Annotated in this window: 17 protein-coding genes; 6 read left to right on the top strand and 11 right to left on the bottom strand. The window is 34.4% G+C overall.

The window, feature by feature from the left end; all coding sequences use genetic code 11:
• Positions 1 to 94: 94 nt before the first annotated feature.
• The 4 genes from AB4865_RS03075 to AB4865_RS03060 all read right to left on the bottom strand — a co-directional run bounded on the left by AB4865_RS03075 (position 95) and on the right by AB4865_RS03060 (position 3,958).
• Complete coding sequence (locus AB4865_RS03075) at positions 95 to 1,153, bottom strand: efflux RND transporter periplasmic adaptor subunit (RefSeq protein ID WP_372474268.1); 1,059 nt, start codon at positions 1,151 to 1,153, stop codon at positions 95 to 97.
• A 48-nt stretch (positions 1,154 to 1,201) separates the two neighbouring features.
• Positions 1,202 to 2,521, bottom strand: a complete 1,320-nt coding sequence (locus AB4865_RS03070) for a TolC family protein (protein ID WP_372474267.1) — start codon at positions 2,519 to 2,521, stop codon at positions 1,202 to 1,204.
• Positions 2,522 to 2,527: 6 nt separating this feature from the next.
• Positions 2,528 to 3,148, bottom strand: coding sequence for a TetR/AcrR family transcriptional regulator (locus AB4865_RS03065; protein WP_372474266.1), 621 nt, complete (start codon positions 3,146 to 3,148; stop codon positions 2,528 to 2,530).
• A gap of 204 nt (positions 3,149 to 3,352) precedes the next feature.
• Positions 3,353 to 3,958 carry a superoxide dismutase gene (locus AB4865_RS03060; RefSeq protein WP_372474265.1) on the bottom strand — a complete coding sequence of 202 codons (606 nt, stop codon included), beginning with the start codon at positions 3,956 to 3,958 and terminating at the stop codon, positions 3,353 to 3,355.
• A 155-nt stretch (positions 3,959 to 4,113) separates the two neighbouring features.
• Between AB4865_RS03060 and AB4865_RS03055 the strand changes: the two genes are divergently transcribed.
• The 6 genes from AB4865_RS03055 to kbl all read left to right on the top strand — a co-directional run bounded on the left by AB4865_RS03055 (position 4,114) and on the right by kbl (position 12,385).
• The gene (locus tag AB4865_RS03055; RefSeq protein WP_372474874.1) at positions 4,114 to 5,421 is read left to right on the top strand and encodes a C10 family peptidase; all 1,308 of its coding nucleotides are present in this window, start codon (positions 4,114 to 4,116) and stop codon (positions 5,419 to 5,421) included.
• A 27-nt stretch (positions 5,422 to 5,448) separates the two neighbouring features.
• Positions 5,449 to 5,691 carry a hypothetical protein gene (locus AB4865_RS03050; RefSeq protein ID WP_372474264.1) on the top strand — a complete coding sequence of 81 codons (243 nt, stop codon included), beginning with the start codon at positions 5,449 to 5,451 and terminating at the stop codon, positions 5,689 to 5,691.
• A 402-nt stretch (positions 5,692 to 6,093) separates the two neighbouring features.
• The gene (locus AB4865_RS03045; RefSeq protein WP_372474924.1) at positions 6,094 to 6,462 is read left to right on the top strand and encodes a hypothetical protein; all 369 of its coding nucleotides are present in this window, start codon (positions 6,094 to 6,096) and stop codon (positions 6,460 to 6,462) included.
• 31 nt (positions 6,463 to 6,493) lie between these two features.
• Positions 6,494 to 7,096: a hypothetical protein gene (locus AB4865_RS03040; RefSeq protein ID WP_372474263.1), complete on the top strand. Its 603-nt coding sequence runs from the start codon at positions 6,494 to 6,496 to the stop codon at positions 7,094 to 7,096.
• Between the two features lie 881 nt (positions 7,097 to 7,977).
• Complete coding sequence (locus AB4865_RS03035) at positions 7,978 to 11,127, top strand: UvrD-helicase domain-containing protein (RefSeq protein ID WP_372474262.1); 3,150 nt, start codon at positions 7,978 to 7,980, stop codon at positions 11,125 to 11,127.
• Between the two features lie 64 nt (positions 11,128 to 11,191).
• Complete coding sequence (gene kbl / locus AB4865_RS03030; RefSeq protein ID WP_372474260.1) at positions 11,192 to 12,385, top strand: glycine C-acetyltransferase; 1,194 nt, start codon at positions 11,192 to 11,194, stop codon at positions 12,383 to 12,385.
• Positions 12,386 to 12,434: 49 nt separating this feature from the next.
• Here the strand turns inward: kbl and AB4865_RS03025 are convergent, their stop codons facing one another.
• From AB4865_RS03025 to nuoL, 7 genes are all read right to left on the bottom strand, one after another.
• Entirely contained in the window at positions 12,435 to 12,944 is a 510-nt protein-coding gene (locus AB4865_RS03025) for a hypothetical protein (protein ID WP_372474259.1), read from the bottom strand.
• Between the two features lie 2 nt (positions 12,945 to 12,946).
• A complete protein-coding gene (locus AB4865_RS03020; RefSeq protein WP_372474873.1) occupies positions 12,947 to 14,161 on the bottom strand; it encodes a C10 family peptidase in 1,215 nt (404 codons plus the stop codon).
• Between the two features lie 254 nt (positions 14,162 to 14,415).
• Positions 14,416 to 14,754 (bottom strand): AraC family ligand binding domain-containing protein, encoded by a 339-nt coding sequence (locus tag AB4865_RS03015; RefSeq protein WP_372474258.1) that lies wholly within the window; start codon positions 14,752 to 14,754, stop codon positions 14,416 to 14,418.
• Positions 14,755 to 14,756: 2 nt separating this feature from the next.
• Entirely contained in the window at positions 14,757 to 15,134 is a 378-nt protein-coding gene (locus AB4865_RS03010; protein WP_372474257.1) for a group III truncated hemoglobin, read from the bottom strand.
• 259 nt (positions 15,135 to 15,393) lie between these two features.
• Complete coding sequence (locus tag AB4865_RS03005; protein ID WP_372474256.1) at positions 15,394 to 16,767, bottom strand: NADH-quinone oxidoreductase subunit N; 1,374 nt, start codon at positions 16,765 to 16,767, stop codon at positions 15,394 to 15,396.
• 170 nt (positions 16,768 to 16,937) lie between these two features.
• On the bottom strand, positions 16,938 to 18,359 hold the full coding sequence (locus AB4865_RS03000; protein WP_372474255.1) for a NuoM family protein: 1,422 nt from the start codon (positions 18,357 to 18,359) through the stop codon (positions 16,938 to 16,940).
• 10 nt (positions 18,360 to 18,369) lie between these two features.
• Complete coding sequence (gene nuoL, locus AB4865_RS02995; RefSeq protein WP_372474254.1) at positions 18,370 to 20,259, bottom strand: NADH-quinone oxidoreductase subunit L; 1,890 nt, start codon at positions 20,257 to 20,259, stop codon at positions 18,370 to 18,372.

Here is a 20,259-nt window from a genome sequence, read left to right as displayed (position 1 = left end):
ATTTCGACGACAGGGGAGATCTTTCAAAATCAAAAATATTTAAAAAACCTTCACCTCATTCGTACCTCATTCGTTCTGAATGACAGAGAAAAAACTATTTAATAACCTCAATAGCTGTTCCGTCCAATAAATTGATTTGACCAGAAGTAACTACTTTTTCTCCTTGATTTACACCAGAAACCACTTCTATATAATCGCCAAATGTACGACCAGCTACTACTTCCGTCAAAACAGCTTTTCCGTCTTTTACCACAAACATCTGATTTGAACTCACACTTCCTACAAAGGCACTACGAGGTACAACCAATGCCTTTACTGCTTGGTCTGCTCCAAAATAGGCAGTTCCGTACATTCCTGCTTTCAAATCGTTGGTAGCATTGTTACGAATTTCCAATTCTACTGGAAAATTCAACCCTGCATTTGCCTTTGGTGCAATAAACGAAACTTTTCCTTCAAATTCTTGATCTGGCAATGCGTTTGAAACTACTTTTACCGATTGTCCTACGCGAACAGAAGCAATATTTTTTTCATCTACGGTAATATTCATTTTCAACGAAGCCACATTTACCACTTCAAACATTTGTTGTCCTGGTCCTACAAACGCACCTGGCTCTACCATTTTTTTGTTTACAACTCCTGCAAAAGAGGCTCTCACATTTACATCAGCTGCTTGCAATTGAGCACTTTTCAGATTGTTTCGAGCGTTTTCCAATTGCAATTTCACTTGATCTAATTGTTGTTTGGTAACTCCACCCGAGGCATAAGCTCCTTCAAAACGAGCTACCTCTGCTTGTGCCTGATTGTACACTGCTTGAGCATTGGCAATACCTACATTTTGTTTGTCGGCATTGATTACAGCCAAAGTTTGCCCTGGTCGTACAAAACTGCCTTCGCTTACCAATACACTCGCCACTCTACCACCTGTTTCGGCAGAAAGCATCACTTCTTGTTTTGGTGCAAAAGTTCCGTTGGTTACATACTGACTGTTTACTTCGTGAAAATCTACCTCAGCCACACGCACTGCTACAGCGGCATTGGTTTTGGCTACTTCAGCAATATTTGCTTCGGTGTTTGCTTTGTTTTTGTTTAAAACATACATAATACCTACTAATGAGGCTATGACTACTACTCCAGTTATGATTATTTTTTTCATGTTAATATGTTTTAGGCAGGAAGCTGGAAGCTCACTATTTACTATTTACTATTTTGTCAATTCTCTCAATTCACCTTTAGCTTTAATCAATTCTATTTCTGCTAATTTAAAATCGAGTAAAGCGTTGGTATAATTATTTTGTGCTTCGGCATGAGCGTTTTCTGCTTCGATTAAATCTGTCAGATTTGCCAAACCGTATTTGTAATTATTTTCTACATTGGTCAAAACATCTTTCGCAAGGTTTACATTGGCTCTTTGCGTATTGATGGTCAGCATAGAATTGTTTAGTTTTGTCAAGGCATTTTTCAAAGACAAATCCAAAGCCAAGCGCACATCATTTGTTTCTACTTCCAATTTTTGCAAATCGATTTCCGCTTGTTTCACTTTAGCTTTTACCGCTCCTCCGTTGAAAATTGGCACTGTCAAATTCAATCCGATAGCAGAGAAGTTCGCCCAATTGGCATTTGGCGAACCGTGCCACCAAGGCATTTTTTCTCCAAATCCAAGATACCCATAATTTGCAGACAAACTCAAAGTAGGCAACCCTGCTGCTTCGGTAGCTTTTTTGTTTAGTTGGAGTAATTCTCTTTGTTTTTCGAGTACTTTGATTTCAGTGCGATTTTCTACTGTAGAATCATCTGCTATAAACGACAAACGCGTAGGTTCGAAAGTTGTATCCGGCAATTCGATATCGATATTCATATCCATACCTATCAAATATTTCAGTGCGTTTTCTTGCAATTCAATAGCGTTTGTCAATTGTACTTTATTACTCTCGAGATTGTTTACCGTTACTATCATTCTATCGAGGTCTATTTTCTTTGCCAATCCATTGTCGTACAAACTTTGAATAACCGCTTTCACTCGATTGGTGTTATCTATGGTTTGCGTCAACGTTTTGAGCTGTGACTGCGTTTTATACACCTCATAGTAGCTGGTTGCTACTTTTTCGATGATTTGCTCTTCGGTAAGTTGGGCGTTGATTTGATAAAACTCTCGCGTTGTACGAGCTGCTTTCAAACCAATAAAAACGGCTTGGTTGAACAACTGTTGATTGAGTTGCACAGTGGCTTGTGATTGCCACGGTTGTCCCATTCTGATGACCATTGTCTGCCCACCTATATTCATCGCCATTTTTTGCAATATAGGATTGTAAGTCAGACCACCTTGAGCGTTGATAGAAGGCAAGGCATTGGCACGAACTTCTTTGATTTTTACCTCGCTATTAGCAATATCCAATTGTGCTTTTACCGCTTCGGCTTTGTTTTCCAGAGCGTAATTGACCGCTTCGGACAGGGTGAGTTTCTGCTGAGAAATTCCCAAGTAGCTACTCAATAAGAGTGCTACCGCCAAAAATTTAGTTCTCATACGAGTTTATTGAATGTTTGATTTATGTGTTATTAATTGTTCCAAAATTTCCAATCCCTTTGGGGTAACAATCGATCGAAGGAAATATTCTGTTTGTAAGAAACTTACTTCATCTATCGTTCTCGTGATTTGCAACTTGTTGAAGGCCTTGTTGAAATATGTCGAAGTACAAGCAAAATGATTTTTTACTATAAAATCTATCGGCAAATTCTCTCTGTACAATCCTTGTTTGATGCCTCGTTCTAAATTGTATTTATAGTTCTTTTCAAATTCGGCAATTCGCACTCTGAGGAAGTTATCGGCGATTTTGGGATAATATTTTTCTAAATCGTGTAATACCTGAATTTTTCTTTCGTCGAAAATCACAATTTCTTTTAATACTTCATTTTCTTTAAATAACTCCTCTATGGGATTGAACCCCTTTTCTTTTACCTCGTTTAATTTTTCAATTACAAAATAGAAGAAGCGATTAAACGACTGTTCGAGCAAATCTTCTTTTGAGGAATAATGAGCGTAAATTGTTTTTTTAGAAATCCCCATTTCACGAGCAATATCGTCCATGGTTACGGTTTTCACTCCTCTTTCCAAAAACAATTCTTTAGCTTTTTCCAATATGGTATTTTGCATAATGATAGCTATTTTTGATCTTGCAGGTTTTAGCAAGTCTCATTGATTTTCGGATGCAAATGTAGTAAAGAAACTTTAAAAACGAAAATAGTTTCCCTGGTTTTTATAGTTAAATATTTGTTAAAAGAAAAAATAAAAAACTCCGCCTGTTTTGAGGCGGAGTTTAAACAAATAGTAATAATTTTAAATTATATGATAAAAGATTTATTTTGCTGCATCATATTTTTGAGCTACTACATCCCAATTGATTACATTGAAAAATGCGTTGATATAGTCAGGACGACGGTTTTGGTAGTTTAAGTAATACGCGTGTTCCCAAACATCTAAACCTAAGATCGGTGTACCTTCGCATCCAATTCCTGGCATCAATGGATTGTCTTGATTTGCTGTAGCACACACCTCCAATTTACCATCTTTTACACACAACCAAGCCCATCCTGAACCAAATTGTGTTGCAGCCGCAGCTGAAAATTTTTCTTTAAAAGACTCAAACGAACCAAAAGCAGCATCAATAGTTGTAGCCAATACACCAGTTGGAACACCACCTTTGTTTGGGGCAATTACTTCCCAAAACAATCTGTGGTTCCAGTGACCACCTCCATTGTTTCTTACCGCTTTGTTGTTTAAATCCAAGTTTTTTAAGATTTCTGTAATGCATTTTCCTTCCAACTCTGTTCCAGCCACTGCGTTGTTCAAGTTGGTTACATATGCATTGTGGTGTTTTGAGTGGTGGATTTCCATTGTACGAGCGTCGATGTAAGGTTCCAATGCCTCGTAAGCATATCCTAATTGTGGTAATTCAAAAGCCATAATCTTCTTTTTTATTTATTATTTTGACCTCAAAGATAAAGATTTCTTTTCATTTTTTTTCACTCTCCATTTTTTTTCAGAAAGAATTGAGTTTTTTTTACAAAAAAAATAACAAAAAAACATTTTGATTAAAGTTTTTTTTTACCTTAGCTAAAATCTTTTTAATTACCAAAAATATGAATACAAAAAAGCAAGCAGATGATGTCATCACTATCCTAAATCAAGATAACCAACCTGTAATGTATCTATTCAATGCAGGTACCAAAGGTTTCTTATTATTATCGGCATCCAAATTAGAAGAACCCATCTTGGCTTATTCAACAGAAGCTGCCTTACTATTGAATAACATACCTAGGGATTTAGCTATTTGGATTGATTTAGGGGTAAGAAAAATCTCACAATTAAATAAAACAAACACCTATTACAGCCCAAGCGTGTATGCCGCTTGGAGTGCTTTAGGCATTAATGAGAAGGTTGGTGATTATTATATTGGAGATTCAAATGGAAATCCTATCCTTATAGAAGAAGATGATATATCCTATGTAAAAATAGGATGTCCATATATCGACCTCACTACCAAAAAAGGTCCTCTCTTGGGAAATATTATGTGGGGACAAGGAATTGGATATAATACTTTTCAAGATTCTCCACCAAGTAACAATCCATGCACTAATTACCCTCTACCAAACAATAAATATTATGCAGGATGTGTAATGGTAGCTTTTGGGCAAATATTAAAATACTATAATGACTATGGTTTTCTTAATTTACAAAACACACCTGTGGTTAATCGTGTAATGGAACCAACCCCAGACAACAATGGAACCGCTAAAATATTAAAAGCAATATTCGACATTACACCTGGACAAAAAGAACGAAATTGCAATGGAACTGGAGCATATATCTATAATGCTGCAAAAGGAATTAAAAACGGATTCGTATTTGCTTATAGCAGTGCTACCTATATTCCCCATATGGATAAAATTATTTTATGGAATGATATTGTAAATCACAACAGACCTGTTGTCCTTGCTGGTTATTCTGTTGACACTAACCAATTCAACAAAAACATTGCCTTAAAATATACAAAAAATAATGTTACATATTCTACAAATTACAAAATTAGTAGCGGACATGCGTGGGTATGCGATGGACATCAAGAAGAATACCAGCTAGTAAAAATAATAAACCATACAACTGGTGAAGTATTTTTTGACAATTTTTTTGAACGCAACTTTTATCATATGAATTGGGGTTGGCATAACAAGGGCAATAGTTATTCAACGGGAAATGGATGGTATAGAGATGATTTATTTACGCCTAATTATGGAAATAACGGTAATAATCTGATAACATATCCTAACATAGTTGGATATGATTTAAATGGAGATGGTACAGATGACGGTTATTATTATTCTGGTTATTATTATTATCGCTCAATGGTACACAACATAAAACCTTGATTATCAATCTTTTATTTTTTTTAAATTATGAAAACGATTTATCTTATACTTGCAAGTATCTTTTTGGCAACATCTTGCAAATCAGACGAAACAAACACTGAAATCATTAAAGGCTCTCCTTATCCGCCTTATGACTATAAGCAAATGGCGTTTTATTCTTCTTTCCGTTTTGTAAACAGTTCGGGAGAAGCTTCTCTTTACAGACAACACCACATCAGAGGAGAAAAAAGCCATAAAAGTAGATTATTTAATTGGAGACGAATATTTTGAGGGTACTTTTGATGAGGAAAATTTACGATATGAAATAAGAGACGATTATCATTACGCAGCATGGGGAGTAAACGAAGAAGGTCATTTTCTATCGTTAGTTCCTCCTTACTTTAAAGTATTTGGCGAAGAATACATACAAGAATTTAGTGAACGATTGTGGGTTCAATACAGAATTACTTTCCCAGACAACGAGGTTTTTGTTGTTAGATTCACCGCTGCTCCGTCTCAATTCACAAATGTATATTTCGTTGAAAAAGTGTATGTCAACGGTGTGTCGGTCCCTTTCAAAAATCCTATCACCATCGTAAAGTCTTAAGAAATAAAAACCGACATCTATAGTCGGTTTTTATTTTCTTTTATAAATCCTTATTTTTGGTGTTTTCAAAATCTACATACAAATTTATGGAAAGAGAGTCTTTCGTTATATACAACGCTTCTGCAGGGGCTGGGAAAACATTTACTTTAGTAAAAGAATATCTAAAAATCAAAGTAATAAACCATACAACGGGAGAAACATATTTTGATGATTTTTTTCAACGCAATTTTTATCATATGAATTGGGGTTGGCATAACAAGGGTAATAGTTATGCATCGGGAAATGGATGGTATAGAGACAACTTATTTCTTCCGAAATATGGAAATGTAGAAAACACCCTAATTTCGCACCCCGATTTATTCGGATATGATTTAGATGGCGATGGCGTTGCCGAAGGTACGTACCACCAAGGATACTATTATAACAGGTCGATGGTATATGATATAACTCCATAATTATTATTTTTAATTTCTAAATTATTTTAAGATGAAAAAAATTTTATTTTTAGTATTTGTATTTATCGGAATCGGGCTAACGGCTTGTAATGTTGAAGATAAGGAAAAACAACCACATTTACCTAATGTACCTCAACCTCCCTTTACAGAGCCTGTACTTTTTTACAAAATCAATTTACTGTTTAATGATAGTAACGGTGAAAATGTATTTGACAAAGAGATTCCAAATTGGAATTTCAGAGATGTAAAAATAGAATATTTTATGAGCGAAAATTATGAATCAAGTATTTTGGGAACAAAATGTAATTCTTATAGCATTCTAGATAATGAAATTGCAAATTGGGACAAAAATCCAATTTCCCTTAATGAAACACATTTATTGTTGACAAATGTTGTAACCGAAAGAATGGGCAATAATTTTATTCAATCTTTTAAAGAAAGGTTATGGGTAAAGTATAAAATAATTTTTCCAGACAATGATGAATTTGAAATAAAAATAACCGGTAAAGACTTACAACATTTGAATGTAAAACCAAACAAAATTTATGTCAACAATGTAGAGGTGTATAGTTTTCCCGAAGAAAACAATCCAAACACTATTCCTTCAATTACAATTGAAAAAAACATTAATTAACTTAATTCCTATACAAGAAAAGTAAAAACATCTGTACAAAAGTAAGGATCTAACAATATGAGACTGTCGGAAAACTAAGAGTTTGCGTCATTTTTACCAATTTTATTCTAAGCCTAGTACAGAAAGAATCTCTAAAAATTCAATCCTCAGAGGAGACATCTGACTTTTCAGACAGTTTTTGATTTGAATGGAGATGGTATAAATGATGGATCCTGTTATTTAGGATACTATTATAACCGTTCTATGGTATATAACATTATTCCTTAAATTTATAAAACAAAAAAACAATAGTTATGAAAGCAATTTATTTTTTTTCTTGCAAGTATATTTTTAATAATATCATGCAAAGCAGACGATTTTTCAAGAGCTCCTTATCCTCCATACGATAATGATATTGGTGAACCGATTTTTACAGATTCAAACACAGATGAAGAAAAAAAGAATGTAAAAGTTGAATATTTCATTGGTGATGAGTTTGTACAAGGAGAATATTTTGAATCGTATAGACAATATAGGCTAGATAATAATAATTTGTATGCTCAATGGACTAAATACGAAGGGAAACAATATTTATATATTACCCCTCCTAATTTCAAAATGATTAGTGAGGAAGATGTACAAGAGTTTGAGGAACGATTGTGAGTGGAATACAAAATCACTTTTCCTGATAATGAATCATTTGTCATAAGGTTTGCTGCAAAATCTTCTGTACATTACAATGTGTATTTTATAGACAAAATATTTGTAAATAGTGAGCAAACTACAAATACTAATTTTATAGAAATAGTCAAATCATAGATAAAAAAGCCGACTTCATCGTCGGCTTTTTTTATTCTTTTTTTTTAAGTACTTTTGGAATTCTAAAAAATCTTCATTTCAAAATGGAAAGAGAATCGTTTGTAATCTACAATGCATCTGCGGGGGCTGGAAAAACCTTTACTTTGGTAAAAGAATACCTAAAGATCTTGATGAATTATCCTCAAGATGATGCGTTTCGCTATATTTTATCCATCACATTTACCAACAAGGCGGTACACGAAATGAAAAAGCGTATCGTAGATAGCTTGTTTGCTTTTTCGCTCGATGAAACGCCTGAAAACGCTAAGGCTCTACTCCATGCTGTAGCTACCGAAATCAACAAAGACGAGCAATTTGTTAAAGAAAAATCGAAGCGGATATTGAAAAAAATAATGCACAATTACACTTCGTTTAGTGTTTCTACTATAGACAAATTCACCCAAAAAATCGTTCGCTCATTTGCACACGATTTAGGATTGCCTATCAATTTTGAGGTATCTCTCGAAAGTGATGCAATTTTACAAGAGGCCATCGATTCGCTTATTTCCAAAGTTGGATACGACCCTCTTCTGACTAAAATTTTTATTGAATTTTCTTTAGACAAGGTAAAAAATGACAAATCTTGGGATGTAAACAACGAACTGCTCAATATAGGTAAACTTTTAACCAATGAAATCCATTTTGAAGAGGTGAAATCATTAGAAAACCTTTCCCTTGAAGAGTTTTTTGATCTAAAAAAATACCTTTCTGAGACAATCGTTCAACTCAAAGAAGATATTTCTCAAAAAGCTAAAGATATCTTTTCTTATATCGAAAATAATGGTGTGAAATTGGAAAGTTTTAATAGAAAATCATATCCCAATCACATCTCAAAATTTATCAATAATCAAAAAATCGAAGGAAAAGATTTAAAATACAATGAAGTGAGTAAAATCACAGGTTCAAAATCTAAAGGTCAAGCAGATCTCATTGCGTCTATCGCTGATTATTTGGCTCAGCAAACTGATGAAATCTATCAATGTCAAGGAACGCTTTGGTTTTATGAATCGTTTGTGCAAAATATCATTCCACTATCGTTGTTGAAACTGATTTACAACGAAATGAAAGCCATCCAAGAAGACAAGGATTTGGTAGCTATTTCGGAATTTAACAAAATCATCAACAACGAGTTGAAAGAACAGCCCGTTCCTTATATTTATGAACGTATGGGCGAGCGTTATCGCCACTTTTTTATCGACGAATTTCAGGACACCTCTCTGGTGCAATGGGAAAATCTCGTCCCATTGATAGACAACGCATTGGCTGGTGAAAACGAAAGTGGTAAAGCGGGAACATTGATGCTTGTGGGTGACCCAAAACAATCGATTTATCGTTTTAGAGGTGGAAAAGTAGAGCAGTTTATTCAACTGAGTGGCGAATACAATCCGTTTTTAAATTCGTGGAAAGCAACCAAAAATTTGGATACCAATTTTCGCAGTTATTCTGAAATCATCGAAAGCAACAATCGATTTTTCAGTTTGATTTCCAACCATTTTACTAACGAAGGTTATGCCGATTTGTACCTCAATCAGAGTGCTCAAAAAACTAATAGCAAAAAAGGTGGTTTTGTGTCGTTTACTTTGATTCCAAAATTAGAGAAAAGCGAAACTAAACACAAAATTTATAGCGAAAAAGTAATCAACATCATTAAGGATTGCATCTCACAAGGGTATGAATATTCTGATATTGCAGTGTTGACTCGCAAAAACAAACAGGCAAATTTTCTTGCAACGGAGTTGACCCAAGCAGATATCCCTATTATTTCTGCCGAGTCTCTTATCATTAAAAATTCTACCTTGGTACAATGTATTGAGGTGACATTGGAACTTATCAAAAATCAGCAAAACATCACTCAGCGTGTATGGTTGCTCTATTATTTGAGTCAATTTACTGGAAAAGAAACAATTACTCATAATTTGATTATAAATGGTTTTGGAAAACATTTGTCTGAAAAAGAATTTGAAGACTATATTTCCAAACATTATCAACTGACATTTAGTTTTGATTATGCTCGTACGCTTTCACTTTTTGAAATGGTTACTTACATTGTCAATCAGCTATTGTTCGACTATAAAAACGATGCTTATATTCAGTATTTTATGGATTTAGCTTTTGAAAGAAGTACATTGTATTACAATGATTTACAAGACTTTTTACACTATTGGTACAATAACAACGAAAAACTTTCTATTCCAGCTATGGATCAGGACAATGCAGTGCAAATGCTGTCTATTCACAAATCAAAAGGATTGGAATTTCCAGTGGTTATCATTCCGTATGCTGAAGATAAATTGGAAGATAAAGATAATATCTGGGTACCTATCGAAAACGATGATATTGTGCTAAAAAATGCTTTTGTAGAACAAAAATCCAATATGCCTTTTTACTCAGAACTCATCAATGAGGTATATCAAAAAAATGTACAAGCAGATTTGTTGGATATAGTAAATATTGTGTATGTGGCATTTACCCGAGCTACAGAACAATTGTATGTAATTGGATACAAAGGTGTTATTACTAAAGAAAATCCGACTAAACCATGTGTACCTTATTTTATCAAAAGTTATCTTATGGAGCAAAATGTGTATAATGAGGAGCAGGAAGAATTTACCTTTGGAGAAAAAGTAAAACCAAGCAAGAAAAAATCGTTTGATGGAAAATTAGGCAAAATCATAGAAAGTCATCCTACTACATTAGGTAGAAATATGGTAAAAATTGCCACTAAAGACGGTTTGATGTGGAGCAATGAAGAAGCGAAAATTCAAGCAGAAGCTATCGTAAAAGGGAATATCATTCATCATATATTAAACGATATTCACACGAAAGAACATATCGATACGGCATTGCAAAAGGCGATTGTAGATGGTATGATAACGGTAGATCAAGAGCAAATTATTCGTCCTATGCTCGAAAAAATCGTTGGACATGATGATTTGAAAGAGTTTTTCAACCCACAAAATAGACATATTACCGAAATGCCGTTGCTCAAAAAAGGCGAACCAACACTCAAACCCGACCGTATTTCTTTGGAAGGAAAAAAAGCCTATTTACTCGATTATAAAACGGGAGGTTTTCACGAAAATTATAAAGTGCAAATTGGAAAATACCGAGAAGCATTGGAAGAAATGAGTTATGAAGTACAAAAAAGTTTATTAGTCTTTATTCAAGACGAAATCAAAATAGTAGAGATTTAAAACGATTGAATCTTTAAAATATCTGATAAAATAATTACATTTGTCGTTAATAAAAACATTTATCATGTACGGATCTATAAAAAACTACCTACAAGAAGAATTGCAAACCATCAAAGACAATGGTTTATATAAAAAAGAACGCATCATTGTTTCACCTCAAGATGCTGAAATCACCATCAATACAGGAGAAAAAGTATTGAATTTCTGTGCCAACAACTACTTGGGATTGTCTTCACATCCAGAAGTAATTCAGGCAGCAAAAGATACGTTAGATACACACGGATTTGGAATGTCGTCTGTGCGTTTTATCTGTGGTACTCAGGATATTCACAAACAATTGGAAGAAACGATTGCCAACTTTTACGGAACGGAAGATACCATTTTATATGCAGCAGCATTTGATGCCAATGGAGGGGTATTCGAACCATTGTTAGGAGCAGAAGATTGTATCATTTCAGACAGTTTGAACCACGCTTCGATTATCGACGGTGTTCGCTTGTGTAAAGCCGCTCGTTACCGATATGAAAACAACAATATGGAAGACCTCGAAAAGCAGTTACAACAAGCCGTAGCAGACAATCGTCGCTATAAATTGATTGTAACAGACGGAGTGTTTTCTATGGACGGATTGGTAGCTCCATTGGACAAGATTTGTGACTTGGCTGAGAAATACGACGCTTTGGTAATGGTGGACGAATGCCATGCCGCCGGATTTATCGGAGCGACAGGAAAAGGAACTTTGGAAGAGAAAAACGTAATGGACAGAATAGATATCATCACCGGTACTTTGGGTAAAGCACTTGGAGGAGCCATGGGAGGATACACTACAGGGAAAAAAGAGATTATCGAACTATTGAGACAGCGTTCGCGTCCGTATTTGTTTTCAAACTCATTGGCACCAATGATTGTAGGAGCTTCATTGAAAGTTTTTGAATTATTGACCAAAGATACTACATTGAGAGACCAATTGGAGTGGAACACCAATTATTTCAAAAAGGGAATGAAAGCGGCTGGTTTTGACATCATCGACGGAGATTCGGCAATTGTACCTGTAATGTTGTACGACGCAAAATTGTCGCAAGTAATGGCAGATAAATTGTTGGAAAAAGGTATCTATGTTGTCGGATTTTTCTATCCAGTAGTACCAAAAAACAAAGCACGTATCCGTGTGCAATTGTCAGCAGCTCACACACAAGAACATTTAGACAAAGCCATTCAAGCTTTTACCGAAGTAGGGAAAGAATTGGGAGTGATTTAATAATAAAATAAGAGACTATCCGTTACATATCGGATAGCCTCTTTTCATTTTATTCATCCTTTATTATTCTACAATAAGCACTTTTTCTGATGTCAAACTCTTCATTGTTATAAATGATTTTTTCAATATAAAAATTATTCTTTTTGTTATTATAAAAAACGTGAATATAGTCGTATTTATCTACATCATATTTTAGTTTGTAAAAAGACTCAGCATTATCGCCTAAATCTTTGTATTTATAACCAAAAAGTAATAAAAGTGCGGTTGGATGTGTTTCGGTTGGTTCTTCAATTAATAAAATTTCTGATTTACCTCTGATGTTTTCTATTTTATTGCCATTGTTATCATACAAATCGTTCCAATTTTCGTCAGTTGCAATCAAACTCAAATGTTCTTTTTTATAAACTCCTTTTTCAAATAGATCGATTTCTTCTTGATCTGTAAACGCAAAAAGGACATCTGTCTTAATAAAACCATCGAAGTTTTCTAAATTATTATTATAATTGTTTTCACATCCTATAAACAACATCAAACATAAAATAATTAATATCTTTTTCATTACTAATTAGGTATTATGTTAGCAATCATTTTCTGTTCATAAATGAAATCAATATGTGCAATATTGCCCCAAACTGAATCATCAATAGTTAAATAGTGATAAAAGCCATTATCAGAACCACCCCATCCCCAATTCATACTTATATAATTAGTCATTGTGCTGGTGTAAGTACTACCATCTTCAAACTCTCGTGTTATATTGATTTCTTCACATCCGTCCGCAACCCATGCATGACATTGCGTATAAGCATATTTTGTTTTTCCAATAGTCCATTTACCAATTACTTTCTTAGGAGTACATACAATTTTCTTTTCTCTACAACCTCTTAAATAAACAGGTTTTAATGTTTTAAGATTCTGTATTAGAACACTTTTGTTTATTGGAGATAGATTTGAAGCATTGTATGAATAATTATTCACAAAAGCATTACGAGCTGTTTGAGAAGATGCACCAGAAGAATTACAACTGTAATTCATATTCACTTTTTCTCCAATATCTTTCATTAAACGAGCAATATTTTTTGCTTCATTTGTATTCCAGTTTAAATTATTTACAACATTTGGCATTGAATTGATGTTATAAATATTGGGATGATTGTAATACTTCATTATTTGTCCCATCGCTACAGCAACACATCCGGCGGGTGTGACTAAACTATCAGAACAATTTTTATGTCTAACAAAATTATTATACCTTATATGTGGATAACTTGGAATGTTACTTAAACGCTGATCCCATCTTGTTGTCAAGAATGGTCCATAAACTTCATAGGTAGTAATTTCATTCACAATAGCTATAGGAGTGTAATGGATGGGATTTCCGTCGTTATCTACAAAATATAAATTTAAACTTGGAGCAATTAAAGCCCATTGGTTATTTATTTCAGCAGTAGGCAATGTTCCATTCTCAATCATACTATTAATCCTGAAATATCTCAATGCTAACCAATCAAAAACACCATCTAATTTATCAATCCCATCTAATTCAAATGTTCCTTTATTACTATATGCTAAAATAGGACGCTCAGACAGTGATGCAGACATTATCACAAAGCCACTATTGTTTTTCAAATTTAATACATAAATTATAGGTTGATCATTTTCATTTTCTAATGTTTGTATATTTTCTATATTATCTGTTGAAAAATTCGGTAAACCTCTCGATTTACCTTTCTTTTGATTTAGAAAACTAACTGTTGCATCTTTTGCTTGATCAATCGTAATAAATTTATATTTTAAACTACTTTCATGTTGTGTAGATTCTTATTCAATATTTATGTTTTCTTGACAAGAAACAATCATAAATATTATACTTAATAAATAAAATACCTGTTTCATAATGATTTAGTTTAAATGATATATGTATCAAAGTTAAAAAAAACTTCAAATAAATCAAAAAAAACAAGAGTATTATTTTTGAAAACTAAGTATATAACAAAAACCGTCAGAAATCGAGATTTCTGACGGTTTTTTTATTCCACTACGGTTTGTACTCTATCTACAGTATCGTTTTTGGTAAGTGTGAGCCTAATCACACTGTTTTCGATGGCTTTCAAATCGTGTGGTACATTGGGGTCAAGAGCAATGATGTCGCCTTGGTTGAGTTCCAACAATTGATTTTGTACACCAAACGAAATACAACCTTGTACGATATGCACTACAATCGGAAAAGCTGTTTTGTGTTCTTTCATTTTCGTTCCTTTGTGCATAGCGATGCGAATTTCTTTAGTAAAATCGGTTTCCAATAACACCGAAATCATTGGTCGAGTTTCGTTGAACTCAAGGTCTTTAAAAATAGATACTGTTTTCATAATTATCGTTCGTATTTGTTGATAAATTCCAATTTCTTTTGAAAAGTTTGAGCAATAAAATACGCTCTCGTTTTGGCTTCATCTGCATTGATTCCTTCAAAATGCTCGTCCATATTCTGATTAAAAATTTCTAACCAACGAGTGAAATGAACTTCGTTTATCGGCAGCGGAATGTGATGAGCAAAAGGATTGCCTTTGTAGGAAGGTTCGCCAAAAATCAGCGTGTGCCAAAATCGGTACATTTTTGGGAGGTGTTCGTCCCAATCTATCTGAGCAAAATCATTGAAAACATACGAAAGCATTTCGTCTTTATTGACTTTGTCATAAAATGTATCTACCATCAGTTGTACATCTTCTATGGTTTGAATGTCTGTTTTCATTTTAATTAAATTTGTTAAAATTAACTCAGATTTTTTTACTGATTTATGATAGGTGTCATATTTTTAGAAAAGAAAATATTATCTACACATATAAAAGTGCAACTTTTATTTTATCTGTACTTTCAAATGTGCATTGTTTAATTAGATCTTAAACATTTGCATCAAATCGTTTCAATATGAAACAACATAATGTCCATAAAACCTAAAAAACCGCCCCATTACTAAGGCGGTTATTTTATTCCGTGATTAATAAATCAACTTATATCAACTCCAACATACAACTGGGTGACAATCCTATCAAGATATTCAATACGATAAATAGTATCGCTGCGATTGAATAAATGTTTACGCATGGTAAACTTACTTTTTCTGCGTTTTCTTTTGGTGTGTACATTGCCAAAATCAAACGGAAATAGTAATAAATACTAATTATCGAATTGACTACTGCCAACAAGGCTAAAGTCAAATATCCTTCGTTGAATACCGATTTCAACAGGAAGAATTTTGCGAAAAATCCTGACAAAATCGGAATTCCTCCCATTGACAACAATGCCAAGGTTAATACTGCTCCCATCAATGGGTTTTTCTTTCCAAATCCGATGAATGATTCTACCGTATCTTTTAGTCCGCCTGTGGTTGCGTACAATACTACCGCAAATCCTGCAATACCTGCTGTGGTATAAGCTGCTGCATAGTAAAACAATTCTTGCGATGCTCCATCTGTGTATAAAAGTGTAAGCAACATAAATCCTGCGTGCGAAACTCCAGAATATGCCAACATTCGCTTGATGTTTTCTTGTTTCAACGCCAAAATGTTTCCTACAAACATAGTTGACACAATCAATACAATCAACAAATTGTGGTACAATTCTACACTTTGAGGTAAAATGACTTGCCCTAATTGAAACAACACCGCCATCGACGCTACTTTAGCTACAGTACTCATCGACGCTGTGGTCAATGTTGGTGCTCCTTCGTATACATCGGCTGCCCAAAAGTGGAATGGAAAGGCTGCTACTTTAAACAACATTCCGATTAAAATCATCGCTCCACCCAATGTTAGCCAAATTTGCTCTGCACCTACAACTGTTTTCAAAGATATTTCGCTCAAATAAAAACTTGCCGTTGCTCCGTAAATCAATGCAATTCCAAACAATACAAATCCAGAGGCAAACGAACCCATCAAAAAGTATTTCATTCCCGATTCGTTGCTCAAAATATCTTTTGGTCGACTCGATGCCAAAATGTACAATGAGATAGACAAAATTTCCAATCCGATGAAAAACATTACAAAGTGATTTGCCATAATCATACAAACCGCTCCGATTAGAGTAAATATTTTCAACGAAATAAAATCTGATAATTTGGGTTTTACATCTCTATAAAAACGATTTCCCATTGCTACCAAACCACCTGTTAGTACGATTAGTAACACAGAAAACGCTTTTGTAAATGACGACTCTCTGATTACATCATACGATTCAAATTGCACCAATTCTTCTTGGCAATAGACTGCTCCTGCAGCGACAGCCAATCCCAAAATAGCGAAAGGTACAATGCCTTTTCTAAAATTGATAATTTCGAGTAATAAAATTACTACTACTAAACTCGATAAAACAATTAATGTATTCATATTTTATAATACTTTTTTCACTTAGGGATTTTTTTGTCATTCAGAACGAAATAAGGCACGAACGAAGCGAAGAATCCTTAACAAATTAATTTTTAGAGGTTCCTCCTTTCGTCGGAATGACAAATTAAAAAATCAATTTAATATTATTGATTTTCCCTTTATGAAACTCATTAACTAAAATTTACAAATGATGAAATGATATTGTAAATCGGCAATGGATACACTCCCAATCCGATAATCAAAGCCGAAAGCACGGTCAAAACCACACTTTCTCTCACCGATACATCGGCAAATGTGCGTTGTTCGTTTGTTTCTCCCAACATAGCTTTTTGGAACATTCTCATCATGTAGTACGCTCCTAAAATAATGGTAGTTCCTCCAAGAATTGCGTACCAAATTCCTTTGGCATACAAGGCATACAACAATGAAAATTCTCCTACAAAACTGAAGGTTCCTGGCAATCCAATCGATGCAAACATCAAAATCAAAAAGAACGAACTAAATTTTGTTGCTTGTTGTCTGATACTTCCCATTTCTTTGATAGAATAGGTTCCGTATCTTTCGTAAATCATTTCTGCTATATAAAACAATCCTGCTACTATCAATCCGTGAGCCAACATTTGAATGATTGCTCCTTGTGTTCCTTGCATGGTATTGGTATAAATTCCAGCTGCAATCAATCCAACATGGGACATAGACGAATATGCCAACAATCGTTTGATATTATCCTGTCTCAAAGCGATTAATGCAGCATAAATTACACCTATCAAAGACAAAACGATTACTGTGTTCAACACACATTCTTCTACTCCTTTAGTCAAAGGCAATTGCCATCTCATGATAGAATACAATCCCATTTTTAGCATAATTCCCGACAATAAAATCGTTCCCATCGTTGGGGCTTTTTCATAGGTATTTGCCTGCCAAGTATGGAATGGGAAAATAGGAATTTTTATAGCATAGGCTAAAAAGAATCCCAAGAAAATACAATTAGCTTCTTTTGTTGACAATGATGCTTGTTGTAATGTATTCCAATCGAAAGCTCCTGTTTTGATGTACAGATAAATTAATGCTGCCAACATAAACAGCGAACCTGCAAAAGTGTAAACAAAGAATTTTACCATAGCTTTTTTACGAGAAGCAAACGAACCTGTTCCCCACAACAAACTGATGAAGAAAATCGGAATCAATGCCAACTCCCAAAAAATATAGTACAAAAATCCGTCATTTGCCATAAAAGTTCCATTCATCGCAAAAACCATCAACAAAGCCAACGAATAAATAGCATTTGCTTTTGAAAATTGATTGGCTTTTGTACTCAATACAATGATTGGAAAAAGCAAACAAGACAACCCCAACATGCTATAAGCTAACCCATCTACATACAAAGAGAAATTTGCATTCAACTGTTTTATCCAAGAATAAACCTCTGTAAATGTTTCTCCTGCTGTAATCATAGGATAATACGATGCCCATACACCTGCACCAATCAAACCGAAAAACAAGGCAATGTTTCTCGCAAATTTTTTCCCAGCAGCATAAGTTACTACCGCTCCTACTAAATATATAAGTAATAAAATACTAATGTTCATAACTCAAAGATTAGTTTGCAATGAATAAATAATACAAAATCACACACACGCCAATCACAAAGGCAAACAGATACAATCCTATGTTTCCGTTTTGTGATTTTTTTGCTTGAGTAGAAACTTCACCTGTCAATGTTCCCAATCCTACCACCAAGGCTGCAATCAATGGGTCGATGAACTTGTTGAAAGCTGTTCCTAAAAATTTGATAGGCATTACTACCAAAGCGGTGTAAATTTCGTCTAAGTAATATTTGTTTTCCAATAATTTATTAATTGCTGGTTGTGCATTGTCTGTAGCTGGTAACTCTTTATTTTTGATGTATTTTACATACGCTACTCCAATTCCTATCAATGCTCCTACTACTGCCAATCCCATCAACATATATTCGGTAGTGCCTAAATGGTGAGAATGACTGGCTGCATTGTTTACAATTACTGGTGCTAAATAGTCGTTTAACCAGCTGTTTCCAGGCAAACTAATCGCTCCGCCTACTGTTGCCAAAATAGCCAAAACAATCAATGGAATGGTCATAGCCGACGGACTTTCGTGTAAATGTGCTTCTTGTTCCTTAGTTCCTCTAAAAGAATTGAAGAATGTCAAATACACCAATCGGAACATATAGAAAGCTGTCAAAATAGAGGCTAACGAAGCAATTACCCACAAAACTTTATTGTGATGGAAAGCTGTCAATAAAATTTCATCTTTTGAGAAAAATCCTGAAAATGGTGGCAATCCTGCAATCGCCAACGAAGAAATCAAGAAAGTAATATAAGTGATTTTCATGCGGCCTTTCAATCCTCCCATATATCTCATATCTTGTTGTCCGCCTACTGCGTGAATCACAGAACCTGAACCCAAGAACAAACATGCTTTGAAGAATGCATGAGTAATCACATGGAATACTGCCACTTCGTACGCTCCCAATCCCAATGCCAAAAACATCAATCCCAATTGAGATACGGTAGAAAATGCCAATACCTTTTTAATATCGTTTTGCACCAAGGCAATTGTTGCAGCTACCAAAGCTGTTGCAGCTCCGACCATGGCAATTACATTTTGCACTACTGGAGTTAGGTCGAAAACAAAATTCAAACGCGTAATCAAAAAGATACCCGCAGTAACCATCGTAGCTGCGTGAATCAACGCCGATACTGGCGTAGGACCTGCCATCGCGTCCGGCAACCAAGTAAACAATGGCAACTGTGCCGATTTACCTGTAGCTCCGATAAACAATCCCATAGTTACAAACGCCAAAGCGTAAGTTCCCACTCCTGGAGCATCGTACTCAAGTAATTCTCTGATTTCTACAAAATCAATAGTGTTGAATAATCTATACGAAGCAAAAATTGCAATCAAAAATCCTAAATCCCCGATACGGTTCATAATAAAGGCTTTTTTGGCTGCATCGTTATAATTTTGATTTTTGTACCAAAAACCAATCAATAAATACGAACAAAGACCTACACCTTCCCATCCGATGAACATCATCAAAAGGTTTTTTCCGGTAACCAAAACCATCATAAAGAATACAAAAAGGTTTAGGTAAGAGAAAAATTTGTGGAAATTTTCGTCGTCGTGCATATACGAAGTCGAATACCAGTGAATCAATGCACCGATACCTAACACAAACAACAACCACAAGATAGACAATTGGTCGTAATAAAATTCAAAATTGATTGTATAGTCAAAAACTCTAATCCACGGAAACCACAAATCACTTGTAGCTGCGGCACCGTTTTGTAGGGCAAAAAACTGCATCACTACAATGGCAAAAGCTCCTACAATAGTAAAAGTAGCCAAAAGCCCTGCAACCGATTTTCCGAATTTTTTTCCAAAAAAAGTATTGATTAGAAACCCTGCCAATGGCAAAAGTAAGGCTATGGTAAGTAAATTCGTATCCAT

The sequence above is a fragment of the Capnocytophaga sp. ARDL2 genome (genome assembly GCF_041530365.1).
Lineage (GTDB): Bacteria > Bacteroidota > Bacteroidia > Flavobacteriales > Flavobacteriaceae > Flavobacterium.
This window is presented reverse-complemented; position numbering and strand designations above follow the sequence as displayed.